This is a genomic window from Streptomyces sp. NPDC052299, from assembly GCF_040679335.1.
Taxonomy (GTDB): domain Bacteria; phylum Actinomycetota; class Actinomycetes; order Streptomycetales; family Streptomycetaceae; genus Streptomyces.
Genome location: NZ_JBFAUP010000004.1, coordinates 275,576 through 297,888, shown reverse-complemented (window position 1 = coordinate 297,888; position 22,313 = coordinate 275,576). Strand labels below are relative to the sequence as shown.

Below are 22,313 nucleotides of genomic sequence, written 5' to 3'. Positions count from 1 at the left end.
GATGGAGGCGAAGATGACCCGACCGACGCACGACGCCCGCCCGCGGGGCGCGTGGACGCCGTCGTCCACGAAGCCCCCGCTCGCCTCCCGGCTGATGCGCGCCTCCTGGCGCGGTCTGCCCGCCGCACTCCACCAGGTGGGCGTCGAGCGCGGCCTGGCGGTGCCCGCCGCCGACGGCAGCCCGCTGGTCACCGACCACTACTTCCCGCGCGCCGAGGGCGACTTCCCGACCCTCCTGGTCCGTACGCCGTACGGGCGGGGAGTGCCGTGGTCCCCGCAGTACGGCATCCTCTTCGCCGAGCAGGGCTTCCATGTGGTCCTGCAGAGCTGCCGGGGCACGGGCGGCTCGGGCGGCGGCTTCCACCTCTGGCGCAACGAGCCCGCCGACGGCCTCGCGGCGGTCGCCTGGCTGCGCGAACAGCCCTGGTTCGACGGGCGCCTCGGCACCGTGGGTCCCAGCTATCTCGGGTACGTCCAGTGGGCGCTGGCCCTCGACCCGCCGCCGGAGCTGAAGGCCATGGTGGTGCAGGTGGGGCTGCACGATCCGTACGCCCTCTTCCACACCGACGGCGTCCCCGATCTGGAGACCGCGCTCGCCGTGGGCGTCGGAATGACCTACCAGCACCGGGGCATGGGCGCGTTCATCCGGGCGACCCTGCGCCTCCGGCGCCGGGTGCGCTCCGCCGTCACCGCGCGTCCGCTGCGCGGGGCGTACGCGGACGCGCTCGGCGGCGAGATCCCCTGGCTGGACGAGGTGATGGCCCACCCGGACGCGGACGACCCGTACTGGGCGGGCGCGTCCCTGGCCGGGGCGGCGGACCGGGCGGCCGTGCCCGCCGCCCTCGTCACCGGATGGCACGACGCCCTCGTGGACCAGACCTTCGCGCAGTACGGGCGGCTGCGCCGGGCGGGCGGCGAGGCGTCCCTGCTCGTCGGCCCGTGGACCCACACCTCGGCGCTCCAGGCGGGCTGGGCCGAGGTGTTCACCGAGTCCCTGGCCTGGCTCCGGGCCCACCTGTGCGACGACCGGTCCGGTCTGCGCCCGACGCCGGTCCGCGTGCACGTGGGCGGTGCGGAGGCGGGCGTCCGGGACCTGGACGCGTGGCCCCCGGAGGCGTCCACGGCCTCCTGGTATCCGACCGCCGACGGCCACCTCACCCGCGAGGCGCCCACGGACGCCGCTCCCGTCGGCTCCTTCCGCCACGACCCGGACGACCCGGTCCCCACGCTGGGCGGCGCGCTGCTCTCCCGTACGGCGGGTGCGCGGGACAACGCGTCGGTGGAGGCGCGCGCGGACGTCCTCACCTTCACCGGTCCCGCCCTGGCCGGACCGCTCACCGTCCTCGGTCCGGTCTCCGCCCGGATCAGCGCCGCCACGGACACGGGCCACGGCGAGGTGTTCGTCCGGCTGTGCGACGTGGACCCCGAGGGCCGGTCGGTCAACGTCTGCGACGGCCTGGCCCGGGTCCGCACCACGGGCACGGACCCGGTCCGCGTCACGGTCCCGATGACCCCGGCCGCCCACCGCTTCGCCCCGGGCCACCGTGTCCGCTGGCAGATCGGCCCCGCCCCGCACCCGCGCTACGCGCTGAACCCGGGCACGGGGGAGTCCCGGACCGAGGCGACGGATTTCGTGCCCGTACGGGTGACGGTGCACGCGGACTCGGAGCTGACGCTGGCGGTGGGGCCGGCCGCGTAGGGGTCAGTGCCGTCCGGGCCCCTTGCCGAGGGTCTTCAGGAGCGCCTGGGCCATGACCTCCTCGCCCTTCGCGTTGGGGTGGGCCGGAGCGGCGGGCGACGCGGGGCTCAGCGGTTCGATCCACCGGTCGGCGGGGGCCTTGCACATGTCGTGGCCCACCGTCGGCCCGTACGTGTCGACGTAGTCGGCCCGGTTCAGCAGGGCTACCGCGCGCAGCATCAGGTTGAGGCGCTTCTCCGTGTCCCGCAGGTACGGGAAGTCCTTCGCGGCGAACGGCACCTGGGGGTAACAGCCGGTGCCGTCCTCGGGAAGGAGGTCCGGGTAGCCGACGACGACCACGCGCGCGTGGGGGGCCTTCTTGTGCACCTCGCGCAGTACGCGGGCGACCTTGGGGGCCGTCTGGAGGATCTTCGCCGTCAACTCGTCGTAGCCCTTGGCCCCGTAGTGCTGCTGGCAGGGGTTGCCGGTGAGGTCCTTGGCGCTGAGGGCCGCGCAGGTGCCGATGATGGAGCCGAAGCCGACGTCGTTGCCGCCGATCTGCAGGGTCACGAGGTCCGTGTCCTTCTTCACGGCGTCGAGCTGTGGTCCGTTGGTGCCTTGCGCCTGCCACATCTCGGCGGTCGTCGCACCACCGCAGCTCACGTCGGTGAACGAGGCGACGTGGCGCTCGCGGGCGGTGATCGACGGGTAGTTCTGGTCGGAGCGGGCGCAGTTGGCGTCGACCTGCGTGGGTATCAGCGGGCCGGACGTGTAGGAGTCGCCCAGCGCCACGTAGGAGGTGCGGGGTGATCCGTGCGCGCCCCCCGGCGCGGCCGAGGCCGTGCCGGTGAAGCCTGCCGTGAGCGCGCAACTGCTGAGCGCGGCCAGCGCGATGGCGGTGCGGCGCTTGGTTACGGTCCCGCCCGGACGCGTGCGGTGGATCATCAATGCCCTCCCCAGAGAATCCGATGGTCCGGACGGGCGGCGACGACCGGGGCGCACGGGGCGTCAGAGGCGCCCGGCCGCTCGGCGGCTCGTGCCCGGCGGACCCAACCTCGCCTGTATACCGGCCAGTAGGCCGTGAGACCAGTGATCGGACGGACAAGGTCCGAACAGGCGCGGGTGCCAAAGAGTCCTTGCGGATCTTGCGCAAAAAAAGGACAGTGCAACGCACTTGCTCTGCACCTGTTCGGAAAAATGACTGCATGGAGCTTGTGGGTGGGTGGGTCTCCGCCCTACTGTCGGCTCACTCAGGACGGCGGCGACTCCCCACGCGCGCACGGCCGTTGACCCCAGAACTCAGAGAAACGGGCATGCGATGTCACGGAAGTTCGCCGCCGACGCGGCGGCGGTGCGAAGACCGCGCCGGGCCGGGCTGTACGCGTCCACGGTCGCCTCGGTGACCGCGGCCGCCCTCGGGTTCGGGGTGCTGGCCGGAGCCCCCGCGCTCGCCGCACCCCGCCCCGCCACCGCCCCGGGGCCGGTCGTCACCCGCGCTGCCCTCGACCCCGCCCTGGTGCGGGGGCGGGGCGCGCAGGTCGCCTTCGCCGAGCAGGAGGCCGAGAACGCGGTCACGAACGGCACGGTCATCGGCCCGGACCGGAACGCGTACACGCTGCCGTCCGAGGCGTCGGGGCGCAGGGCGGTCAAGCTGGCGCCGGGGCAGCACGTGGAGTTCACGCTGCCCGCGGCCGCCAACGCGATCACCGTCCGCTACAGCATTCCGGACGCGCCGGGCGGCGGCGGGATCACGGCCCCGCTGGACGTCTCGGTGAACGGCTCCAAGCGGTCCACGATGACGCTGACCTCGCAGTACTCCTGGCTGTACAACCAGTACCCGTTCTCCAACGACCCGGGCGCCGGGCTCCTCCACCCCGACTGGTGGATCACCGAGTGCTCCTGCGTCCCCGCGGCGACGACGCCCGCCCCGGTCGTGGACAAGCCGTTCCGGCCCAGCCACTTCTATGACGAGCAGCGCCTCCTGCTCGGCCGTACGTACCACGCGGGCGACACCGTACGGCTGACCGTGCCGGCCGGGAGCCGGGCCGCGTGGACGGCGATCGACCTGCTGGACTCCGAGCGCGTCGGGCTGCCGCACGTCGAGCTCCTCGCCGCCAACGTCCTCGCGTTCGGCGCCGACCCGACCGGGCGGCGGGACGCGGCGGGGGCGATCGAGAAGGCGATCTCCTTCGCCCGGCGCACCCACCTGAAGGTGTACATCCCGCCGGGGACGTACCGGGTGGACCGGCACATCCTCGTGGACGACGTCACGATCACCGGCGCGGGCAGCTGGTACACGAAGATCAAGGGCCGCGAGGTCGCGCTCGACGAGCCCGCCGCGGACGGGTCCACGCACACCGGCGTCGGTTTCTACGGGAAGTCCGCCGCCGAGGGCGGCAGCCGCAACGTGCATCTGTCCGGCTTCGCCATCGAGGGCGACGTGCGCGAGCGCATCGACACCGACCAGGTCAACGCGATCGGCGGCGCGATGAGCGATTCGACCATCGAGGGCCTGCACATCAGCCACACCAAGGTCGGCATGTGGTTCGACGGCCCGATGAAGAACCTGCGGGTCTCCGACACCGTGATCGTGGACCAGATCGCGGACGCCATCAACTTCCACACCGGCGTGACCGATTCCCGCGTCACGAACACCTTCGTACGCAACTCGGGCGACGACGGCCTCGCGATGTGGGCCGAGAAGACCACCAACGCCCGCAACACCTTCGACCACAACACCGTGCAGACCCCGGTCCTGGCCAACGGCATCGCGATCTACGGCGGCACCGACATCACCGTCTCCGACAACCTCGTCGCCGACCCGGTCCGCGAGGGCAGCGCCCTGCACCTCGGGGCCCGCTTCGGCGCCGAGCCCTTCGCCGGGAAGGTGGATCTGGCCCGGAACACCACCGTTCGCGCGGGCACGTTCGAGCTCAACTGGAAGATCGGGCTCGGCGCGCTGTGGGTGTTCGCGCTGGACCGGAGCATCGACGGCGCCGACATCCGGGTCACCGGGAACGACTTCCTGGACAGCACGTACAACGCGGTCATGCTGGTCTCGGACTGGGCGGTGAAGGACCAGTACGTCATCGAGAACATCCACTTCAAGGACCTTCGCGTCGACGGCACGGGCACCTCGGTGCTGAGCGCCCGCGCGGCGGGCGGGGCCACCTTCGAGAACGTGGACGCGCGCAACGTGGGCGCCGTGGGCGTCAACAACTGCGGCTCGTTCAACTTCGGGTCGAGCGGGTCGGAGTTCGGCCTGACGGACCTGGGCGGCAACGACGGCGGCTGGCTCGCGCCGTGGCTGCTGCCCAACACGCTCACCTGCGACGACCGCCCGGAGGTGGTCCCGCCCCCGGCGCCGTCCGGCTGGTGAGGCGCGGGCGCTAGTCGGTGGCCGGTCCGGGCGGGCCGGCCACCCCTATGCACGCCTCGTTGCCCTCGGGGTCGGCGAGGACCCAGTTGTGCGGGGCGTCCGCGTCGTTCAGCAGCCGGCCCCCGGCGGCCAGGGCCGCGGCGATGCGGGCCTCGGCCTGGTCGTGCGGCACCCATACGTCGACGTGGACGCGGTTGCGCTGGGGGCGCGGGGTGTCCATCCGCTGGAAGTAGAAGGGGGCGCCGCGGCGGCGCGGGTCGACCAGGTCCTCGGGGCTTCCGGCGCGGTGCTCGTAGCCGAGCAGGGCGCGCCAGAACGCGACCACGGCGGGGCCGTCGAGGGCGTCGACGGTGACCTGCACGGTCTGGATGAAGGACGGGTCGGCGGTCAGGCCGAGAGCCCGGGCCGCCTCGGATATCCGCCGGGCCGCCTCGATGTGACGGCTGGTCATGCCGAAGTACTCATCGGTGAGCGCGATCAGCCGCACGGTCACGCCGTCCCGTCGCACGTCGATGTCCGGGTGGTCGTCGCCGAGGGCCGGCAGCTCGCCGATGGCGTGCGCGAAGCGCGTACCGGCCGCGAACGATCCGCCGGTGCGGAAGTGGGCGCACGCGCCCTCGCCGACGACGCGCCAGTCGTCGAGACCGGCGGTCTCGTGGAACTGCTGCGGCCTGATGCGCGCGGTGGTGTCGCCCTCGGAGGTCATAGGCTCAAGGTAGCGCGGGGGTCCGACAACGCCCTCCGCGCGCAGGGCAACCAGCCGTCCACGCGACCCACGGGAGACCTTCGGCATGGCCGTCATCCACCGCACCACCCTGTCGCCGACCAAGCTCGAACTGCTCACCGCCTGGCTTCCGACCCGCCCCTGGTACGTAGGTCCCACGCGCCCGTCCCTCGTGAAGTCCGGCGGCTTCCGGCTGGACGACCCGCGGGGCGAGGTGGGCATCGAGTTCATGGTGGTCACGGACACCTCGGGCGCCGAGCCGGTGCCGTACTTCGTGCCGCTCACCTACCGGGGCGCCGCGCTCGACGGCGCGGAGGACGCGTTCGTCGGCATGACCACGCACGGCGTGCTCGGGAAGCGCTGGGTGTACGACGGCTGCCACGACCCGGTCCTGGTGGCCCAGCTCTTCGCCCTCCTCGACGGCCGCGTCGAGCCCCAGGCCCAGAGCGTCAGCGACATGCCGGACGCGACGATCACGCATTCCGGGGCCGGTGTCGCCCCCGGCGTCGCGGCGGCCAGGGCCACGGACGGCCCCACGGGCACGGAGCTGACGGCGAGGGCCGTGACCCTCCACGTCAACCGCGTCCTGCACCCCGCCGCGGACGCCCCGGAGGGCGTGCAGGGTCACGTGTCGGGCCCGTGGCGTACGCCGGAGGACACGGAGGTGCGAGGGGTGTTCGCGGAGCTGCGCACGGCGTAGCGGTGCCGCTCACCGGTCGGCGGTGCCCGGGGGGACGACCCATTCGGCGGGCTGGCCGGTGAGGGAGGCGATCGTGTCGAAGTCGCCGTCGTAGTGCAGGACCGTGAGCCGGTTCAGCTCCGCCGTCGCGGCGATCAGCAGGTCGGGGAGCGACAGCGCCCGGTGGAAGCCGGCGTGGAGGGCGTGGCGCTGGACCTCCAGGGCGCGGGCGAAGGCGTCGTCCGTGACGGGGAGATAGTCGAAGGCGTGGAGCCAGGTGCTGATCCGGGTCGCCTCGGAGCCGTCCCGGGCGGAGTGCACCATCTCGTACTCGGTCGGTCGGCACACGGCCAGCAGATACCGCTCGTGCAGCGGCTTGAGGACCTGCTTGACAGCCGGTTTGGTCCAGCGGGCCAGTGCGGACTTGTCGATCAGGAAGCGGTCCTGCATCAGGCGGCCCGGCCGCCGCCGCGCTTGAGGCTTCCGTCGGTGTTGCGCGGGCCGGTGCTCTCGATGATCTCGCTGAAGTCGAAGTCACCCGCGTCCATGGCGTCGAAGCCTTCCTGGCGCAGGTGGCGTTTGACCGCGTCCTCCATGGCGAGGCGCACGGCCTGCGCCTTCGTCTTCGTGCCGAATATGCGCATGGCCTCGGCGACCATGGCCTCGTTCAGATCGATGACGGTCCTGGCCATGTCCATGCTCCTCGCTTCGGTCCGCACACGAAACGATATCACTGTGCTCCATCAAGCGATATCGTTTCTGCCGTCGAGCGCCGCCCCGGCGCCCTCGCCGGGGTGATCCTCCAGTCTGGACCCGCCGTTCGCCAGAGGTCCGTTTCATCCCTTTCATGGCATTCTGGGGCGGGTCGAGTGGCGCGGAGGTGGGCAGTGGGCAGGCGCTGGGGGCGGGTGGTCGGGTCGCCGCGAGGGTTGCCGTTGGCGGTCATGCTCGGGACGGCGGTCCTGGACGCGGTGACCGGGCCCCAGTACAACCTGCTGCCCGTGTACGCCGCCGGGCCCGCGATCGCCTCGGCGCGGGGGCCCGTGCGCGACGTCGCCGCGATGGGCGGCCTGGCCGTCCTTCTGTGCCTGGTGTTCGCGTGGAAGGCCGACCGCTTCGGGCACCTGCGCATGTGGGTCGCTCTGTTCGCCATCGCGTACGTGACTCTCGCCTCCGCCTACGCGGCCTGGGCGCGCCTCAAGGTCGAGCGGCGGCTCGTCGACGTACGGGACGTGGCCCGCACGCTGGAGGACGTGCTGTTCACCCCGGTCCCCCCGGCGATCGGGCCGGTCCGGCTCGGGACCTCGTACGTCTCCGCCGGGCGCGCCACCCGCATCGGCGGGGACCTGTACGACGTGGAGGAGTGCTCCGGCGGCGTGCGTGTGGTCGTCGGGGACGTCCAGGGAAAGGGCCTGGAGACCGTCCGCTGTGCCTCGGTCGTCCTCACGGCCTTCCGGGAGGCCGCCCCGGGGGCCGGGGAACTGTCCGATGTCGGCGGGCGCATCGAAGCGGCCCTGGAGCGCAGGACCGACGGCGGGCGTTTCGTGACGGCGATCCTCGCGGAGATCGGCCGGGACGGCGGACTCCTCGTGCACAACCACGGCCATCCGCCGCCCCTCCTCCGCACGCGCGACGGCGAGGTCGTGGCCGTCGCGTCGGGCGAGCCGGGCCCGCCGTTCGGGCTCACGGTGCTGACGGGCCCCGCCGGCCTCCGCGACAGCGTCACCCGGGCCACCCTGCACGTCGGCGACCGGCTGTTCTTCTACACCGACGGCCTGAGCGAGGCCCGCGACGACGAGGGCCGCTTCTATCCCGTCCGCGAGCGCGTCACCCCGCTGTTGACGGCGGACGAGCCCGAGGACGTCCTCCGTCTCGTACGCGCCGACGTCGCCGCCTTCACCGGCGCCCCGCCCGACGACGACTCGGCGCTGCTCCTGGTGGAGTTCCGGGGCTCCGCCTGAGCGGTCAGCGCTTGGGGCGGTCCGACCTGGGGATCAGGCCCGCTCGTACGGCTCGGGCCCGGGCCCGGACCTGCTGGGCGGGGAGGGCCGGGGTGTCGCGGACGGGCCTGCCCGCGCAGGCCCGGCACTTGCCGCCCGGGAGGGCTTCCGGGGAGCCCGGGGCGCGGCACTCGCTGCATTCCAGGGTGCGCAGGACCGGGTGGGGGTCGCGGGCCGGGGGAAGTTTCGTCTGGAGGCGTTTGGCGACGAACGCCGCCGGGTGGTGGATCACGTCCGGGAGTCCGGTGGTGAGGGCCCGGAGGACTTCGGACTCCGTCGCCCCCCTGCGCAGCCACTCCGACGCCTGCGGTTCGAGCGCCACGCACTCCCGGTGCGACAGCGACAGCACGGGGGCCTGGCGGCCCAGGGCGGCAAGCAGGATGAACGCCCGCGAGCGCGTTTCCCGTTGGGTCTCCTTGGGGGCGTCGCCCCGGCTGAACCCCGCCCACCAGGTGTCGTCCCGCGCCGTGCGGGAGAAGAACGTCCGGGTCACCCACAGCAGGTTCTCCCCGCTCGCCACGCACTCGCTGCCGCGCCGCAGGTGCCCCGCCTCCTGGAGGCGGTTCAGCGACGTGCGGACCGCGCACTGCCCGTACGGGAGGGCCTTCGCGAGCGCCTTCACGGAGATGTCGGCGCCGTCGCACAGCCCGTCGATGTACGCGGCGATGGCCGCGTCGCGCGGATGGAGGTGCGTGAAGTCCTGGCCCGTGCGGGGGGCGTTGCTCCGGGGCGGAACGTTTGCCGTATCCGGGGTTCGCCATCGGGTGGTGCGGGAGGGGCGCGCTACTAGACTGCTCGTCAGCCATCTGATCGTCTCCGTCAGCCTTCGATCGAGGTGGTCAGGCCCCTGGCGGTGTTGCCACACCGGCGGGGGCCGACTTCAAGGTCTGTGTCCTCGCTGAAGCTAAAGCGTGCCTACCGTCCGTCGCAACTCGGTCGCGAAAAGTGAACCCTTGCGGGTAACGGGGGCGGGTGGGCGGGTACAGGACCTCCCAACCATTCCGCTCAAAGAGCGCTCGGAACTCGGGGCTTGAGCCCCGGGAACAGGGCATCGTGGGAGATGGAAGTGCCGCGTCCGCGGGTCTACCGTTCCCCTATGCCGGTTGATCTGATTCGCATCGTTTCCCGTGATTCCCCGATGGCTCTCGCTCAGGTCGAGCGGGTCCGGGCCGAGCTGGCCGTCGTCCATCCCGGGATCGAGACCGCCGTCCTCCCGGTGAAGACGACCGGTGACAAGTGGATGGGCGACCTCAGCGAGGTCGAGGGGAAGGGAGCGTTCACCAAGGAGGTGGACGCCGCCCTGCTCGCAGGGGAGGCCGATCTTGCCGTGCACTGCGTCAAGGACATTCCGGCGGACCGGCCCCTTCCGGCCGGTACGGCCTTTGCGGCCTTCCTGAAGCGCGACGACATCCGGGACGCCCTCGTCCACCCCGGCGGGCTCACCCTTGACGCGCTCCCGGCCGGGACCCGGGTCGGGACCTCGTCCGTGCGCCGGGTGGCGCAGCTCGCCGCCTCGCATCCGCACCTTCAGTGCGTTCCCATCCGGGGCAACGCGAACAGCCGTCTGACGAAGCTCGAAGCGGGCGATGCGGATGCGTTGCTGCTGGCCGTCGCCGGGCTGGAGCGGATCGGGCGGACCGACGTCATCACCGAGGTCCTGTCGACCGAGACGATGACTCCGCCGATCGGAGCGGGGGTCCTCGCGCTGCAGTGCCGCGAGGGCGACGCCGAGCTGATCGACACCATCAGCCCGCTCGGCGACCCCGACGCGTACCGGGAGACGCAGGCCGAGCGGATGCTGCTGCACGTGCTCCAGGGGCACTGCAACAGCCCGATCGCCGGGTTCGCCCGGGTGGAGGGCAACGGCGAACTGTCGCTCCGGGCCCGCGTGTTCTCGCCGGACGGCAAGACCGTCCTCAACGCCCACGAGTGGGCGGGCCGCCTGGACCCGGCCACACTCGGCACGTCCGTCGCCGTCGCGCTGCTCCGACAGGGGGCGCGCGAGCTGATCGACGGCATCGCGCACTGAGTGGCGGGGCAGGCCCTAAGGCAGCGGGCGGGACGGCGTCAGCTTCTGGGTGTGGACGACCGCGTCGAACCAGGTGGTGAGGGCGGCGCCGGACATGTGGTGGGCCTCGTCGTGCTGAGGGTCGTACGTCGGGCCGATCAGGCGGGTGCGGGTCGGGGCGTCCAGGACGCGGCGCACCGGCTCGGGGCGGGGGAGGGTCAGGTCCAGGAAGTAGGCGGTCCCGGTCCCGGCGGCCTCGCTCAGGACGGTGTCCACGAAGGCCGGGTTCGGGGTGGGCATGGGCATCGTGAGGCCGATGGAGCGGAAGGCCGGGCCGTAGCCCTCGCGCAGGTAGCCACCCATGTTCCGGTGCGTTTGCGGGGGCTCGGTGGGGGACGTGGACACGGTGCGCGGGGTGCCGATCGCGGTGTGCGCCATGCCGCCCCAGTAGACGACCTTGTCTCCCGTGTGCCGCTGCCACCAGGCCGCCCCGTCGGCGAGTGCGCGTTCCGCTTCCGCCAGGGTGCTCGCCTGTGCGGCCGGGGGCTCCGCGAGACGTACCGGGTCGTCCGGGTGGCGTTCGTTGTACGCCCGCATCCACCGTACGAGTTCGAGGATTTCGGCGGTCCGCCAGAACGCCCGCGCCTCCGCCAGCATGGCCGCCGGGTCACCCTTGCCGGTGGCGACGTACGCCGCCAGGCCGAGCCTGCCGGGATCGTCGCCCTCCAGGACGACGCTCCGGAACCCCTCCTCCTCCACCAGCAGGCGCACGATCCGGTGCGCCGTCTCCGACAGCTCGCGGGTCTGCCGGGTCGAGGCCCCCAGCGCCACGATCTTCGCGTCGCGCACCAGCGGGGCGAGCGGCCGGAGGTCGTCCAACGGCTCGTCGGGCTTCCTCGCGGTGAGCGCGTGGGCGTTCTTGCTGATCCAGTCCGTAGCTGTCTGCATGGACGAGATCGTCCGGCCTCAAGCGAGGTTGAGGTCAAGGGGCCGGTACCACCGGGTCCCTCGGTGGTACCGGCTCTCGTCGCGTCAGGCGCGCTTGAGGTCGGTGACGAACTGCTGCCAGGCGGTCGTTGCGAAGACGACGGCCGGGCCGTCGGTCACCTTGGAGTCGCGGACGGGGACCGCGTTCGGGACGCCGTCGAGGACTTCGAGGCAGTCGCCCCCGCTGGGGCCGCTGTACGTGGACTTGCGCCAGGTGGCGACCTCCACGCAGTTGCCGCCGCTGGCGTCACTGTAGGAGGACTTCTGCCAAGTAGCTGTGGAAAGGTCGTAGTTAGAACTGTTGTGCCTCATGCTCGTAATCCTCCGCCACCGACTCGATCAACGCCAGGGACGCTGCCGGTGAGAGCGCGCTGGCCACGGCCAGATCGTAGGTCAGTTCGTACTGCCTGACCGTTGCCGGATCGTCCTGCAACTGCCCTGTGCCCAGGGCTTGTAGGTACGCGAGCGGCGGTGCGTCGGAGAATGCCATGAGCTTGAGCGAGCCCTCGATGGCCGTGTGGGCACCCGCTGAGAACGGCAGTACCTGCACGATGACCCGGTGCCGTCTCATCAGGCCCGCGATGTGGCGGAGCGCCGCTGCCATGACGTCCGGGCCGCCCACTCGTCGACGTAACACCGCTTCGTCCAACACGGCCCACAACAACGGCGTAGTTGGATCGGTGAGGATCTGAGTTCGTTCGAGACGAGCGGCTACCAGTTCCTCGATCGTGCTTTCGGCGGCTGTGGGGAGCCCGCTCCTGAACACTGCCTGCGCGTACGCCTCCGTCTGAAACAGGCCGGGGATGAGCTGCGGCGCGTACTCCTTGATCTCCGTCGCGCGGGCCTCCGCCTCAGCCGCCTCCGCGAAGTGATCCGGGTACTTCGACTTCTTCAAGGCCGCGCAGTTGCGCTTGAAGAAGCCGTCCGCGTTCAGGACGTCGTCAAGCTTGAGCGCCTGGTCCATCTGCATCCGGCGGCTGCCGTCCTCCAACTGGCCGATGAAGGAGCCGCTGACGTACAGCAGTTCGCCCAGGTCGACCTGGGAGAGGTCCGCGCGCTCTCTTCGGTGGCGGAGTTCGGCGCCCAGGAGGGCGCGAGGAGAGGAGGCGGGATCGAGTTTCTTGGGACCTGGCATGACAACTCCCTGTTACACACGTGCGGTTGTTGGGCTGCGCCTCTTCCAGGCTAGCGAGAGAATCACCACTCTGGGTATGCATCGTCGTTACTCAGTGTGGAAGGAATGGATCATGACGACTACGGAACGGCGCAGGGCGGCAGTGGCGAAGATTCGGGAGGCCGAGGAGTTGGTGGCGTTGCTGAAGGAGCGCTTCACGAGGGCCGGGGTGAAGCTGCCCTCGCTGAGGATCGACGCGGCCTCGTGTGCGGGCGACGACCCGGCGGTCCTGGTGGACCTGGGGCGTTGCAACCTCGCGGCGGCGCAGCAGCTCAGCCGGGTGCTGGAGGAGAAGGCGGCGGCGTCATGACGGGCGGGGAGGGCCTGGAGGCTTGTACGCCGGAGCCGGGGTCCTTCGCGGTGGACGTGCGGGACGGGCGGATCGGCCGGGTGCTGGGACGCGTCGGGCCGTACGTGCGGCTGCGGCCGCCGGGCGGCGGGGTGGTGTGGGACTGCCCCGCCGACTCCGTACGGCAGGCGACGCCCGGGGCGGTGCTGCGGGCACGGGTGACGGAGATCAACCGGGAGGGGCAGTTGCCGCGATGACGGTGCCCTCCGCGGGACTGCGGTGCGCGCTGATCCGTTGCCGGGCCCTCCCTGAGTGACCGTTAGCCTGCGGAGATGGTGACCATGGACATGGAGAGCGATGCGCGCGTGGCCCTTCGGGCCGCGTCCGCCGGGGCGGCCGTCGTACGCGAGATGTACGGGGCCTCGTTGACGCGGTACGACAAGGGCGGCGGTGACTTCGCCACGGCCGCCGACATCGCGGCGGAGGAGGCCGTCCTCGACGTGCTGCGCGCGGCCCGGCCGGATGACGCGGTGACGGGTGAGGAGAGCGGGGCCACCGGGGCGGCTGGGGCGGGGCGCCGGTGGCTGGTGGACCCGCTGTGCGGGACGCTCAACTACGCCGTGGGAAACATGCTGGTCGCGGTGAACGTCGCGCTCCGGGACGCCTCGTCCTCCCGCATCGTGGCGGCTGCCTCCGCCGATCCGTTCAGCGGCGAGGTGTTCTGGACGGACGGGGCGGGGGCGTGGGTCCGGGGGACGGAGGGACGGGACGACCGCCTCATACCCTCGGCGGGGTCCCGGCTGGTGGACCTGAACCTTGACCCGCCGTTCCCGCACGCCCCGGAGTTCCGGGCGGTGGAGCTCATGGCGGCCCCGGAGTTCGTCGCGGGGTTCCGCCCGCGCGTCGTCTCCAGCACGGTGGCCGTCGCGTGGGTGGCGGCGGGGCGCCGGGCCGCGTACGTCACGGACGGCGGGCCCGGCCTGCGCCTGGACAGCGTCCACTTCGCGGCGGGCATCGCGCTGTGCGAGGCGGCGGGCTGCGTGGTGACGGGGATCGACGGGCAGCCGGTGGACCGGGGCGCGGGCGGGCTGATCGTGGCTGCGGACCGGGAGACGCATGGGGTGCTGCTGGGGTTGGTTCAGCGGCAGCGGTGAGCGGCGCTCGGTGCGCCGCCCACACGAACGTGGGACGCTGAGGAAAGCGGCCTCGCGCCGTGAAACCGTCGATCTACGCTCCCCGGACAGGCTTCAGAAGAAGGGACCCGCGATGACCGCCGCGATGGTCGAACCCCAGCAGGACCCTGAAGGCCGCCAGTGGGACTACCTCCTGCGCACTTGGCAGGAACTGGACGTGCCCGAGGGATGGCGCGCCGAGATCGACGAAGGGCAGATCGTCTTGGTACCGCCGCCGCATGCACATCACAACGGGATCGCAGCCAAGGTGCAGCGCTGTCTTTACGGGAATCTGCCGGACGAACTGGAGATCTACCAGACGCTGGGCGTGCACGTCGCCCCGCTCGACAAGCTCTACGTCCCCGATCTCGTGGTCATGCCGTCCGAGCTGATCGACGCCGCCGACCCCGATGTCAGCGCCCCCATGGACGCCTCCGAAGCCCTCCTCGTCGTGGAGATCACCTCGAAGGGCAACGCCCGCGAGGACCGTACGAAGAAGTACCGGGCCTATGCCCGGGCCGGGGTGCCGATGTACCTGCTGATCGACCGGTTCGACACCCGGGGCGCCGTGGCCACCCTGTTCACGGAGCCGGGCGAGCACGGCACGTACAAGCACTCCGACGCGGTGCCGTTCGGTAAGCCGCTCGCGCTTCCCGCGCCGTTCGACGTCACGCTGCCCACGGACGGCTTTCCGGTCTGAGGCGTACGGCAAAGCGGCGGCGCCCCTCACCCGAGGGGGCCGCCGCCCTGGTCGGTGTGGTGATCAGTACAGGCCGTTGTAGATGTCGAAGCCGTAGCCGATCTGTATGCGCTTGCTGATCGTGCCGGTCCCGGTGGACGTGTAGCGGTACAGGTCGCCGTAGCCGTTGACGCCGATCAGGTCGGCCCTGCCGTCCCCGTTGATGTCGCCGGGCGCGGCGAACTTGGAGTAGATGTCGAAGCCGTAGCCGATCTTCACGCGCGCCTTCAGCGGCGAGGAAGCCTTGCCCGTGCCCTCGTACAGGTACAGCGTGCCGTCCTTGGCGACGGCCACCACATCGGTCCTGCCGTCATCGGTGAGGTCGCCGGCGCCGACGATGTGGCGGTACGTGCCGTAGCCGTAGCCGACCTTGACCTTGGCACCGAACTCGGTGAGGCCGTTGCCCGGATACAGGTACAGGTCGCCCTTGGCGTCGCGGGCCAGCAGGTCGCCCTTGCCGTCACCGCTCAGGTCGCCCGGCCCGATGAGATCGTCGTAGCCGCCCCAGCCGCTGCCGAAGGAGTGGTTGCCGATGGTCAGCCGGCCGTCCTGGACTTGGAGCAGTTCGGCCCGGCCGTCGGCGTCGAGGGAGGAGACGAGCCTCGTCAGCCCGGACTGGGCGGTGTAGTAGAACGTGCGGGGGTAGAACTGTCCGTTGTTCCTGGAGTCGTACCACCACGCACTGCCGTTGTCGGTGGTGCCCACGGTCTCGTGCTTGCCGAAGTCGGGGTTGCCGCCCTGGCCGACGAACAGGGCGGCCTTCTGCCAGCCGAAGGTGTCGGCGACGCGCGTGCGGAAGCTGCCCTGACCGGTGGACCGGTAGATGTACGTGTCGCCGTTCGGCTTGCGGCCCATGAGGTCGCCGTGGCCGTCTCCGTTGAGGTCGTCGACACCCACGAGCTGGTTGTAGATGCCGAAGCCGTAGCCGATTCTCTTGGTGGGCGTCTTGAAGGGCTTCGCCGCGTCGCCGGTGCCCGCGAAGAAGTACAGGTCGCCGCCCCTGGTGCGGGTGACGACATCGCCGAACCCGTCACCGTTGCTGTCGTTGAGGCCGACGATCTGGTCGTACGCATCCCAGCCGGAGGCCACCTTGACCGCGGGCGCGAAGGGTTCGCCCTTGATGGCGCCGGTGGACGCGTGGAGGTAGACGTCGCCGGATGGCGTGCGCGCGATCAGGTCGTTGCGGCCGTCACCGGTCAGGTCGCCCGGGGAAAGGACCTTGTTGTACTTCTGCCAGCCGTCACCGGACCATGTGGCGGGGGAGGCGCTCTCCTCGCCCGCGCTCGGGTACAGCGTGAGCGTGCCGGTCGCGGACAGCGTGACGAGCGCGGGCGGGCCGTTGTTGTCGAGGTCGCCCAGCGGGATGATGTCCTTGTGCATCTCCCGCTCGTCGGTGGCGGGGATCCGGAACGGGTAGTCGGGGGTGAACCCCCCCGCCTTGACGTACAGGACGCCGTCCACGCCTCGGTAGATGAGGTCGTTGTCGCCGTTGCCGTTCAGGTCCAGGCGCGGTTTCGTAATGGCCGGTACCTCCGGGCCGCCGGAGCCCTTGGAGGCGTCGTCGGCCGAGGCCGGAGCAGCCAGCAGCGTGCCGGCGGAAAGAACGAGTGCGGTGCAGGCCGAGATCTGTCTCGCGCGCCTCGCGCGTGCGAGACAGAGACGGCCGGGTGTAGCGGAAGACAATGTCCCCCCAGGGATTCTCCGCGTATGGCTGTCACCAGCGGGACGGGAGTGATTCAGGCTTGAATCAGCTGGTGTTCACATCGACCCGCGATGGCGTTCATTGGAGGGGGCGACTTCCGGACATCCCTGGTGCGAATTTTCAGCCACCTCCCTCGATACCGGCAAGAACTGAGCCGTGACGACGAAGCGACGGCACCCCTTGGTGAAGGGGGCCGCCGCTCCGTTCCGCGCGTGTCTCAGACCGCTGCCGGCGCCTTCGCCGTTTCGGAAGGCGTGGCCGGGTCCGGGGCCGCTGTCGGGGCCTCCTCCTGGCTCACGTTGAACTCCGCCAGGAGCTCCTTGCTGAAGCCGAAGAAGTACGTCGCCAGGAAGCCCGCGAGGTAGCCGACGATCAGGCCGCCCGCGTAGATCGCGATCGTGGCGCCCAAGCCGTGGTTGCCGTCGAGCAGGGGGAACAGGGCCCAGCCGGACGGGCCGATCGCGGTCGAGCCGACCGCGTCGCCCAGCTGGTTGAAGAAGCCGACGAACGCGCCGCCGAAGGCACCGCCCACGCAGGCCGTGATGAAGGGGCGGCCGAGCGGGAGCGAGACGCCGTAGATCAGGGGCTCGCCGACGCCCAGGAATCCGGCGGGCAGGGCGGACTTGATGGTCTTGCGGATCGACTCGTTGCGCGGGAGGCGGAAGTACGTGGCGATGGCCGCGCCGACCTGGCCCGCACCGGCCATGGCCAGGATCGGGAGGAGGACCGTGTAGCCCTGCTGCTCGATCAGCGTCGTGTGGATCGGGATCAGCGCCTGGTGCAGGCCGAGCATGACCAGCGGGAGGAAGAAGCCGCCCAGGATCAGACCCGCGCCCGCGCCGCCGTTGGACAGCAGCCAGTCCGCGAAGTCGCCGATCGCGGTGGAGACCTCACCCGCCACGTACATCAGGCCGAAGATCGTGACCAGGCCGGAGATCAGGACCGTCAGCGTCGGTGTGACCAGCACGTCCAGCGCCTCCGGCACCCAGCGGCGGCACCACTTCTCCACGTACACCGCGAGGACCGCCGCGCCCAGGGCGCCGAGGACGCCGCCCTGACCGGGGGAGAGCTTCTGGCCGAACGCCTCGATGTTCGCGACGCCCGGGAAGACGATGATCGCCGCGACCGCACCGCCGAGGATCGGCGTGCCGCCGAACTCCTTCGCGGTGTTGTAGCCGACGAAGACCGCGATCAGGGCCATGAAGCCGGAGGCCATCGCGGCGAGCGCCGGGGTGACCGAGGGCAGCCATTCGAGGTTGACCAGCAGGCCGTTGAGCCCGGCGATGATGCCGCAGCCGATCAGGGCCGGGATCAACGGCACGAAGATGTTGGCGATCTTGCGCAGGAACAGCTTGAACGGCGTCGCGTTCTTCGCCTTGCGGGCCGCCTTCATCGCGGCGCCCTGCGCGGCCAGCTCCTCCGCCGTGAGCGGGGCGGCGTCGGCCGGGGCGGGGGCCGGGGAGGCCGGGGCCTGCGCCCTGCCCTCCTCGACCAGCTTCTCGAACTCCGGCGTGACGCGGGCGACCGTACCGGGACCGAGGACGATCTGGTACGTGTCGTCCTCGACCACGCCCATGACCGCGGGGACGGCCTTCAGCGCGTCGTCCTGGACGAGCGAACGGTCGTGCAGACCGAGCCGTAGCCGGGTCATGCAGTGGGCGATGGAGCTGACGTTCGCGGCGCCACCGACGAGCGGAAGGATCGCGGCGGCAGTGGCGCGGTTCTTGTCTTCTGTAGCCATGGTGCGTGGTGCCTTGCTGTGCGGGGGAGGTGGTGCGGGGTGGGTCAGGTGGTGCGGGGGGCGGCGGCGAGCGCGGCGCGGAGGTGGCCGTCGGACTCGGTCAGGAGCGTGGCGGCCGTGGGGCCGTCGACCTGGCCGAGGATCGTCAGGATGGCGTTCTTCACCTCGCCGTCCGTGGCGGCGAGCGCCGTCTCGATCTCCTCGTCGGACGCGCCGGTGGCCAGCGCGACGATGCGCCGGGAGCGCGCCCGCAGCTTCTCGTTGGAGGCACGCACGTCGACCATCAGGTTCCCGTACGTCTTGCCGAGGCGGATCATCGTGATGGTCGAGATCATGTTGAGCACGAGCTTCTGGGCCGTGCCCGCCTTGAGGCGGGTGGAGCCGGTCAGCAGCTCGGGGCCGACGACGACCTCGATCGGGTGCTCGGCGGCGGCGCCCAGCGCGGAGGCCGCGTTGCACGACAGGCCGAGGGTCAGGGCGCCCTTCGCGCGGGCGTGCTCCACGGCCCCGATCGCGTACGGCGTGCGGCCGGAGGCGGAGATGCCGACCACCGTGTCGTCGGCGGTGAGTTCCAGCGCCTCCAGGTCGGCGGCGGCGAGCTCCTTGCTGTCCTCCGCGCCCTCGACGGCGGTGACCATGGCGGACGGGCCGCCCGCGATCAGGCCGATGACGTCGGCCGGGTCCGTGTTGAACGTGGGCGGGCACTCGCTGGCGTCCAGCACGCCCAGCCGCCCCGCCGTGCCCGCGCCCGCGTAGATCAGGCGGCCGCCGCGGGCCATGCGCTCGGCGGTGGCGTCGATCGCGGCGGCGATCTCGGGCAGCCGCTCGGCGACGGCGGCCGGGACGGTCTGGTCCTCGCCGTTCATGATCCGGGCGATCTCCGCGGTGGCCAGCCGGTCGATCTCGGCGAGCTCCGGGCGGAACGCCTCGGTGGTGAGGGTCGCGAGCTGGGCGCGCAGCTCGCCGTAGCCGTCGGGGGTGGCGTCGGTGAGGGAGGTCATGGAGAGCGGCTCTGCTTTCTCGTACGGCGTGCGGTTGCGGGGGGCTGGTGCGGGGCGCTGCCGGAGGGAGTCCGGGTGACGGTCAGCGGGTGCGCGGGGTGTGGCGGTGGGCCAGCGCCTCGTAGGAGGCGGCGAGGGCCGGGGCAGCCGTCTCGTACGTACGCTGCGCGACGCCTATGAACAGGCAGTCGACCACCAGGAGCTGGCTGGTGCGGCTCGACATCGCGGCCGGGCGCAGCTCGCTCTCGCGCGCCGTGGACGTCGTCAGCACGTGGTCCGCGTACTGCGTGACGGGGCCGTCGGGACGGCCGGTGATCGCGACCGTCGTCGCGCCCCGGTCGAAGGCGACGCGCAGCGGCTCTATGACGTCGCCCGTCGAGCCGGAGTGCGTGATCGCGATGGCCATGTCGCCGGAGCGGAGCTGCACGGCGTTGGTCACGGCGAGGTGCGGGTCCGTGTGGGAGTGGGCGATGAGGCCGATCCGGGCCAGCTTCTGGGCCAGGTCCTGGCCGACGAGGGAGGACGCGCCCACGCCGTAGATGTCGATCCGGCGCGCGGTGGCGGCGGCGGCGACCGCGGCGCCCAGCTGCACCGTGTCGAGCCCGGCGGCGGTGTCGGCGAGGGTCTGCTGCTCGTCGTAGGCCAGCTTGGCGACCACGTCGGCGATGGGGTCGTCCACCGCTATGTCCGCGGTGACGGCGGGGGCGCGGCCGGACTCCTGGTGGGCGGCGAGACCGGCGAGCGCGAGGCGCAGGTCGCGATAGCCGGGATAGCCCAGGAGGCGGGCGGTGCGGACCACCGTCGCCTCGCTGGTGCCCGTCAGCTCGGCGAGACCGGTGACCGTCAGGGCGGCGCAGCCCGCGGGGTCGCCGGCGACGGCCTCGGCGACGCGCTGCATGGAGCGGGTCATGGACGGCGACAGCGTCCGCACCTTGGCGGCGAGGGCCGCCGGAGCCGGCGGCGAGTCCGTACTGAAACTTTCCTTCAGGTCATTGGTCACCTTTGAAAGATATTTTCAAGTCCGGGGTGCGTCAACCCTCTTTGGTGTGACCTTTGGCGGAAGCCGTTGACGTCGCCGGAGGGGTGGACAATGGCTTCATGGAGCAGAATCCGCCGGAGCCCGACCGCCTGGAGCAGGCGCTGCACACCGCCCGCGCCCTCGTCATGGCCGACCTCGCCGCCGGAGACGTCGCCGAGGCGCAGATCGTGTCCATGGTCGAGGACGCCGTGACGCACCGCCGCTGGTGGGTGGAGCAGTGGCCGGAGGGCGCGGAGTTCGTGGTCGGCCTCATCGCCCAGGACGTGCAGGACGCGCTCCTGGAGAAGTACGGCCGCTGGCCGCTCTGCCCGGTCTGCGACGCGGGCGACCCGCACGCGCTGGACGTCGAGCCGGAGCTCGGGCCGCACCCGCACTGGGTCTGCACCAAGGCCGCGGTGGCGGTCGCCCCGGTCGGCGCGCTCGGCGGGATACTCCGGCCGTGACGCTCTACATCGACCCGCCGACCTGGCCCGGCCACGGGCGCCTCTGGTCGCACCTGGTCAGCGATGTGTCCTTCGAGGAGCTGCACGCCTTCGCGGCGTCCATCGGCGCCCCGGCGCGGGCCTTCGAGCGCGACCACTACGACATCCCGGCCGCGAGCTACGAGGACGCGGTGCGGGCCGGGGCGCGGGAGATCGGCTCGAAGGAGCTGGTCCGGCGGCTCACGGCAGCGGGCCTGCGCAGGCCCAAGGGGCGCCCGGCGCCGTGATCACCCGGCGCCCTGAGCACCCGGCTCAGCCCGTCGCGCACTCCGTCGACTCCACCGGCGCCGCCCCGGGCGCCCCCTCACCCCGCGCCACCAGCCGGGAGGCCGCCGAGCCGCGCGCCCGCTGGAGCCGGAGCGAGGCCACCACGGCCACCAGCGCCGCCACGGTCATCGCCGCCCCGGCCCAGGCCGTCGCCTCGAAGCCGAAGTCCGCGTCGATCACCGTGCCGCCGAGCCAGGGACCGCCCGTGTTGCCCAGGTTGAACGCGGCGGTCGTCGTCGCGCCCGCCAGCGTCGGCGCGGCGCCCGCCACGTTGAACATCCGGGCGTTGAGCGCGGGCGCGGTGTAGAACGCCGACAGGCCCAGCAGGAACGACAGCGTGATCACGGCCGCCTGGTTCGACGCGAACAGCGCCAGCGCCGACAGGAACACCGTCGACGCCGCGATCCCGCTCAGCAGCACCCCGAAGAGGTGCGCGTCCGCGACCCGGCCGCCGATCGTCGTACCGACCAGGGCGCCCACGCCGAACAGCGCCAGCACGGTCGGCACCCAGCCCGAGTCGAGACCGGCCACATCCGTGAGCAGCGGCGCGAGGTAGCTGAACGCGCAGAACACGCCGCCCGCCGCGAGCGCGGTGATCACGATCGACAGCCACACCTGACGGTCGCGGTAGATGCCCATCTCCCGCTTGAGCTGCGGCTTCTCGTCGGGCAGCGGGATGCGCGGGATCAGTGTCGTCACACCGACCAGGGCGACCGCGGAGGCCGCGCCGACCGCCCAGAACGCCGACCGCCAGCCCAGGTTCTCGCCGAGGAACGCGCCCAGCGGGACGCCCAGCACGTTCGCGATGGACAGCCCGCCGATCATCACGGCCATGGCGCGGGCCCGCGCGTTCACCGGCACCATCGCGATGGCGACGGCCGCCCCGACCGCCCAGAACCCGGCGCACGCGAACGCGCTGACCACGCGGGACACGAACAGCACCTCGTACGTCGGCGCGAGCGCGCCCGCGACCTGGCCGAGGCCGAAGACCGAGATCAGCGTGATGAGCGTCGTGCGGCGCGGCAGCCGCAGCGTCGCCACGGCGAGCAGCGGGGCGCCGACCACCATGCCGATCGCGAACGCGGATATGAGGAGTCCGGCGCGCGGAATCGACACGTCCATGTCGTCCGCGATCGGGGGCAGCAGCCCGGAGAGCATGAACTCGCTCGTGCCCAGGGCGAAGACCGAGAGGCCGAGGATGTATACGGCCAGGGGCATACGGGAAGGGGCGCGCACGGCGGAGTCAGGCATG

The 22,313-nt window shown here is 71.8% G+C and carries 23 protein-coding genes and 1 pseudogene; 11 read left to right on the top strand and 13 right to left on the bottom strand.

Annotated elements, in window-relative coordinates; genetic code table 11:
• The first annotated feature begins 13 nt into the window (after positions 1-13).
• Complete coding sequence (locus tag AB0L33_RS09160; protein WP_365679175.1) at positions 14-1,699, top strand: CocE/NonD family hydrolase; 1,686 nt, start codon at positions 14-16, stop codon at positions 1,697-1,699.
• 3 nt (positions 1,700-1,702) lie between these two features.
• Here AB0L33_RS09160 and AB0L33_RS09155 read toward each other — a convergent pair whose 3' ends face one another.
• A complete protein-coding gene (locus AB0L33_RS09155) occupies positions 1,703-2,623 on the bottom strand; it encodes an SGNH/GDSL hydrolase family protein (RefSeq protein ID WP_365679173.1) in 921 nt (306 codons plus the stop codon).
• Positions 2,624-2,996: 373 nt separating this feature from the next.
• Between AB0L33_RS09155 and AB0L33_RS09150 the strand changes: the two genes are divergently transcribed.
• Positions 2,997-5,057: a glycosyl hydrolase family 28-related protein gene (locus tag AB0L33_RS09150; protein WP_365679171.1), complete on the top strand. Its 2,061-nt coding sequence runs from the start codon at positions 2,997-2,999 to the stop codon at positions 5,055-5,057.
• Positions 5,058-5,067: 10 nt separating this feature from the next.
• Here AB0L33_RS09150 and AB0L33_RS09145 read toward each other — a convergent pair whose 3' ends face one another.
• Positions 5,068-5,763, bottom strand: coding sequence for a VOC family protein (locus AB0L33_RS09145; RefSeq protein ID WP_365679169.1), 696 nt, complete (start codon positions 5,761-5,763; stop codon positions 5,068-5,070).
• Positions 5,764-5,848: 85 nt separating this feature from the next.
• Here AB0L33_RS09145 and AB0L33_RS09140 point away from each other — a divergent pair, with 85 nt between their 5' ends.
• Positions 5,849-6,481, top strand: coding sequence for a 1,4-alpha-glucan branching protein (locus AB0L33_RS09140; RefSeq protein WP_365679167.1), 633 nt, complete (start codon positions 5,849-5,851; stop codon positions 6,479-6,481).
• A 9-nt stretch (positions 6,482-6,490) separates the two neighbouring features.
• Here the strand turns inward: AB0L33_RS09140 and AB0L33_RS09135 are convergent, their stop codons facing one another.
• Together AB0L33_RS09135 and AB0L33_RS09130 are read right to left on the bottom strand one after the other, a co-directional pair.
• Positions 6,491-6,910 (bottom strand): PIN domain nuclease, encoded by a 420-nt coding sequence (locus AB0L33_RS09135; protein WP_365679165.1) that lies wholly within the window; start codon positions 6,908-6,910, stop codon positions 6,491-6,493.
• On the bottom strand, positions 6,910-7,152 hold the full coding sequence (locus AB0L33_RS09130; RefSeq protein WP_365679163.1) for a type II toxin-antitoxin system VapB family antitoxin: 243 nt from the start codon (positions 7,150-7,152) through the stop codon (positions 6,910-6,912). The genes AB0L33_RS09135 and AB0L33_RS09130 overlap by 1 nt, the downstream gene beginning before the upstream one ends.
• A gap of 252 nt (positions 7,153-7,404) precedes the next feature.
• Between AB0L33_RS09130 and AB0L33_RS09125 the strand changes: the two genes are divergently transcribed.
• Positions 7,405-8,421, top strand: coding sequence for a PP2C family protein-serine/threonine phosphatase (locus tag AB0L33_RS09125; protein WP_365679440.1), 1,017 nt, complete (start codon positions 7,405-7,407; stop codon positions 8,419-8,421).
• Between the two features lie 4 nt (positions 8,422-8,425).
• Here AB0L33_RS09125 and AB0L33_RS09120 read toward each other — a convergent pair.
• Positions 8,426-9,266, bottom strand: a pseudogene (locus tag AB0L33_RS09120) (hypothetical protein).
• Positions 9,267-9,556: 290 nt separating this feature from the next.
• Here AB0L33_RS09120 and hemC point away from each other — a divergent pair.
• Positions 9,557-10,489, top strand: a complete 933-nt coding sequence (gene hemC / locus AB0L33_RS09115; RefSeq protein WP_365679161.1) for a hydroxymethylbilane synthase — start codon at positions 9,557-9,559, stop codon at positions 10,487-10,489.
• Between the two features lie 15 nt (positions 10,490-10,504).
• Here the strand turns inward: hemC and AB0L33_RS09110 are convergent, their stop codons facing one another.
• The 3 genes from AB0L33_RS09110 to AB0L33_RS09100 all read right to left on the bottom strand — a co-directional run bounded on the left by AB0L33_RS09110 (position 10,505) and on the right by AB0L33_RS09100 (position 12,590).
• Complete coding sequence (locus AB0L33_RS09110) at positions 10,505-11,416, bottom strand: erythromycin esterase family protein (RefSeq protein WP_365679159.1); 912 nt, start codon at positions 11,414-11,416, stop codon at positions 10,505-10,507.
• Positions 11,417-11,500: 84 nt separating this feature from the next.
• Positions 11,501-11,767, bottom strand: coding sequence for a DUF397 domain-containing protein (locus tag AB0L33_RS09105; protein WP_365679157.1), 267 nt, complete (start codon positions 11,765-11,767; stop codon positions 11,501-11,503).
• Complete coding sequence (locus tag AB0L33_RS09100; RefSeq protein ID WP_365679155.1) at positions 11,748-12,590, bottom strand: helix-turn-helix transcriptional regulator; 843 nt, start codon at positions 12,588-12,590, stop codon at positions 11,748-11,750. The genes AB0L33_RS09105 and AB0L33_RS09100 overlap by 20 nt, the downstream gene beginning before the upstream one ends.
• A 112-nt stretch (positions 12,591-12,702) precedes the next feature.
• Here AB0L33_RS09100 and AB0L33_RS09095 point away from each other — a divergent pair, with 112 nt between their 5' ends.
• The 4 genes from AB0L33_RS09095 (at position 12,703) to AB0L33_RS09080 (ending at position 14,790) form a co-directional block, all read left to right on the top strand.
• A complete protein-coding gene (locus tag AB0L33_RS09095; protein WP_365679153.1) occupies positions 12,703-12,939 on the top strand; it encodes a hypothetical protein in 237 nt (78 codons plus the stop codon).
• On the top strand, positions 12,936-13,175 hold the full coding sequence (locus tag AB0L33_RS09090; RefSeq protein WP_365679151.1) for a hypothetical protein: 240 nt from the start codon (positions 12,936-12,938) through the stop codon (positions 13,173-13,175). The genes AB0L33_RS09095 and AB0L33_RS09090 overlap by 4 nt, the downstream gene beginning before the upstream one ends.
• Positions 13,176-13,250: 75 nt before the next feature.
• Positions 13,251-14,072, top strand: a complete 822-nt coding sequence (locus tag AB0L33_RS09085) for an inositol monophosphatase family protein (RefSeq protein ID WP_365679149.1) — start codon at positions 13,251-13,253, stop codon at positions 14,070-14,072.
• A gap of 112 nt (positions 14,073-14,184) precedes the next feature.
• Positions 14,185-14,790 carry a Uma2 family endonuclease gene (locus AB0L33_RS09080; RefSeq protein ID WP_365679147.1) on the top strand — a complete coding sequence of 202 codons (606 nt, stop codon included), beginning with the start codon at positions 14,185-14,187 and terminating at the stop codon, positions 14,788-14,790.
• Positions 14,791-14,853: 63 nt separating this feature from the next.
• On the opposite strand, the gene AB0L33_RS09075 is transcribed toward AB0L33_RS09080, so the two are convergent.
• The 4 genes from AB0L33_RS09075 to AB0L33_RS09060 all read right to left on the bottom strand — a co-directional run bounded on the left by AB0L33_RS09075 (position 14,854) and on the right by AB0L33_RS09060 (position 20,273).
• Positions 14,854-16,512, bottom strand: coding sequence for a VCBS repeat-containing protein (locus AB0L33_RS09075; protein WP_365679145.1), 1,659 nt, complete (start codon positions 16,510-16,512; stop codon positions 14,854-14,856).
• Positions 16,513-16,748: 236 nt separating this feature from the next.
• Positions 16,749-18,272, bottom strand: a complete 1,524-nt coding sequence (locus AB0L33_RS09070; protein ID WP_365679144.1) for a PTS transporter subunit EIIC — start codon at positions 18,270-18,272, stop codon at positions 16,749-16,751.
• Between the two features lie 44 nt (positions 18,273-18,316).
• Complete coding sequence (gene murQ, locus AB0L33_RS09065) at positions 18,317-19,273, bottom strand: N-acetylmuramic acid 6-phosphate etherase (RefSeq protein WP_365679142.1); 957 nt, start codon at positions 19,271-19,273, stop codon at positions 18,317-18,319.
• Between the two features lie 82 nt (positions 19,274-19,355).
• Positions 19,356-20,273: a MurR/RpiR family transcriptional regulator gene (locus AB0L33_RS09060; RefSeq protein WP_365679140.1), complete on the bottom strand. Its 918-nt coding sequence runs from the start codon at positions 20,271-20,273 to the stop codon at positions 19,356-19,358.
• 98 nt (positions 20,274-20,371) lie between these two features.
• Between AB0L33_RS09060 and AB0L33_RS09055 the strand changes: the two genes are divergently transcribed.
• Together AB0L33_RS09055 and AB0L33_RS09050 are read left to right on the top strand one after the other, a co-directional pair.
• Entirely contained in the window at positions 20,372-20,755 is a 384-nt protein-coding gene (locus tag AB0L33_RS09055; protein ID WP_365679138.1) for a hypothetical protein, read from the top strand.
• Positions 20,752-21,021 (top strand): DUF4031 domain-containing protein, encoded by a 270-nt coding sequence (locus AB0L33_RS09050; RefSeq protein ID WP_365679136.1) that lies wholly within the window; start codon positions 20,752-20,754, stop codon positions 21,019-21,021. Before AB0L33_RS09055 ends, AB0L33_RS09050 begins: the two co-directional genes overlap by 4 nt.
• Before the next feature lie 25 nt (positions 21,022-21,046).
• On the opposite strand, the gene AB0L33_RS09045 is transcribed toward AB0L33_RS09050, so the two are convergent.
• Entirely contained in the window at positions 21,047-22,279 is a 1,233-nt protein-coding gene (locus AB0L33_RS09045; RefSeq protein ID WP_365679134.1) for a Cmx/CmrA family chloramphenicol efflux MFS transporter, read from the bottom strand.
• Between the last annotated feature and the right edge of the window lie 34 nt (positions 22,280-22,313).

Excerpts from the sequence above, each read along its gene's own strand:
- AB0L33_RS09160 (WP_365679175.1), top strand. The coding sequence starts at position 14 with ATGACCCGACCGACGCACGACGCCCGCCCGCGGGGCGCGTGGACGCCG.
- AB0L33_RS09155 (WP_365679173.1), bottom strand. The coding sequence starts at position 2,623 with ATGATCCACCGCACGCGTCCGGGCGGGACCGTAACCAAGCGCCGCACC.
- AB0L33_RS09150 (WP_365679171.1), top strand. The coding sequence starts at position 2,997 with ATGTCACGGAAGTTCGCCGCCGACGCGGCGGCGGTGCGAAGACCGCGC.
- AB0L33_RS09145 (WP_365679169.1), bottom strand. The coding sequence starts at position 5,763 with ATGACCTCCGAGGGCGACACCACCGCGCGCATCAGGCCGCAGCAGTTC.
- AB0L33_RS09140 (WP_365679167.1), top strand. The coding sequence starts at position 5,849 with ATGGCCGTCATCCACCGCACCACCCTGTCGCCGACCAAGCTCGAACTG.
- AB0L33_RS09135 (WP_365679165.1), bottom strand. The coding sequence starts at position 6,910 with ATGCAGGACCGCTTCCTGATCGACAAGTCCGCACTGGCCCGCTGGACC.
- AB0L33_RS09130 (WP_365679163.1), bottom strand. The coding sequence starts at position 7,152 with ATGGCCAGGACCGTCATCGATCTGAACGAGGCCATGGTCGCCGAGGCC.
- AB0L33_RS09125 (WP_365679440.1), top strand. The coding sequence starts at position 7,405 with ATGCTCGGGACGGCGGTCCTGGACGCGGTGACCGGGCCCCAGTACAAC.
- hemC (WP_365679161.1), top strand. The coding sequence starts at position 9,557 with ATGCCGGTTGATCTGATTCGCATCGTTTCCCGTGATTCCCCGATGGCT.
- AB0L33_RS09110 (WP_365679159.1), bottom strand. The coding sequence starts at position 11,416 with ATGCAGACAGCTACGGACTGGATCAGCAAGAACGCCCACGCGCTCACC.
- AB0L33_RS09105 (WP_365679157.1), bottom strand. The coding sequence starts at position 11,767 with ATGAGGCACAACAGTTCTAACTACGACCTTTCCACAGCTACTTGGCAG.
- AB0L33_RS09100 (WP_365679155.1), bottom strand. The coding sequence starts at position 12,590 with ATGCCAGGTCCCAAGAAACTCGATCCCGCCTCCTCTCCTCGCGCCCTC.
- AB0L33_RS09095 (WP_365679153.1), top strand. The coding sequence starts at position 12,703 with ATGACGACTACGGAACGGCGCAGGGCGGCAGTGGCGAAGATTCGGGAG.
- AB0L33_RS09090 (WP_365679151.1), top strand. The coding sequence starts at position 12,936 with ATGACGGGCGGGGAGGGCCTGGAGGCTTGTACGCCGGAGCCGGGGTCC.
- AB0L33_RS09085 (WP_365679149.1), top strand. The coding sequence starts at position 13,251 with ATGGTGACCATGGACATGGAGAGCGATGCGCGCGTGGCCCTTCGGGCC.
- AB0L33_RS09080 (WP_365679147.1), top strand. The coding sequence starts at position 14,185 with ATGACCGCCGCGATGGTCGAACCCCAGCAGGACCCTGAAGGCCGCCAG.
- AB0L33_RS09070 (WP_365679144.1), bottom strand. The coding sequence starts at position 18,272 with ATGGCTACAGAAGACAAGAACCGCGCCACTGCCGCCGCGATCCTTCCG.
- murQ (WP_365679142.1), bottom strand. The coding sequence starts at position 19,273 with ATGACCTCCCTCACCGACGCCACCCCCGACGGCTACGGCGAGCTGCGC.
- AB0L33_RS09055 (WP_365679138.1), top strand. The coding sequence starts at position 20,372 with ATGGAGCAGAATCCGCCGGAGCCCGACCGCCTGGAGCAGGCGCTGCAC.
- AB0L33_RS09045 (WP_365679134.1), bottom strand. The coding sequence starts at position 22,279 with ATGCCCCTGGCCGTATACATCCTCGGCCTCTCGGTCTTCGCCCTGGGC.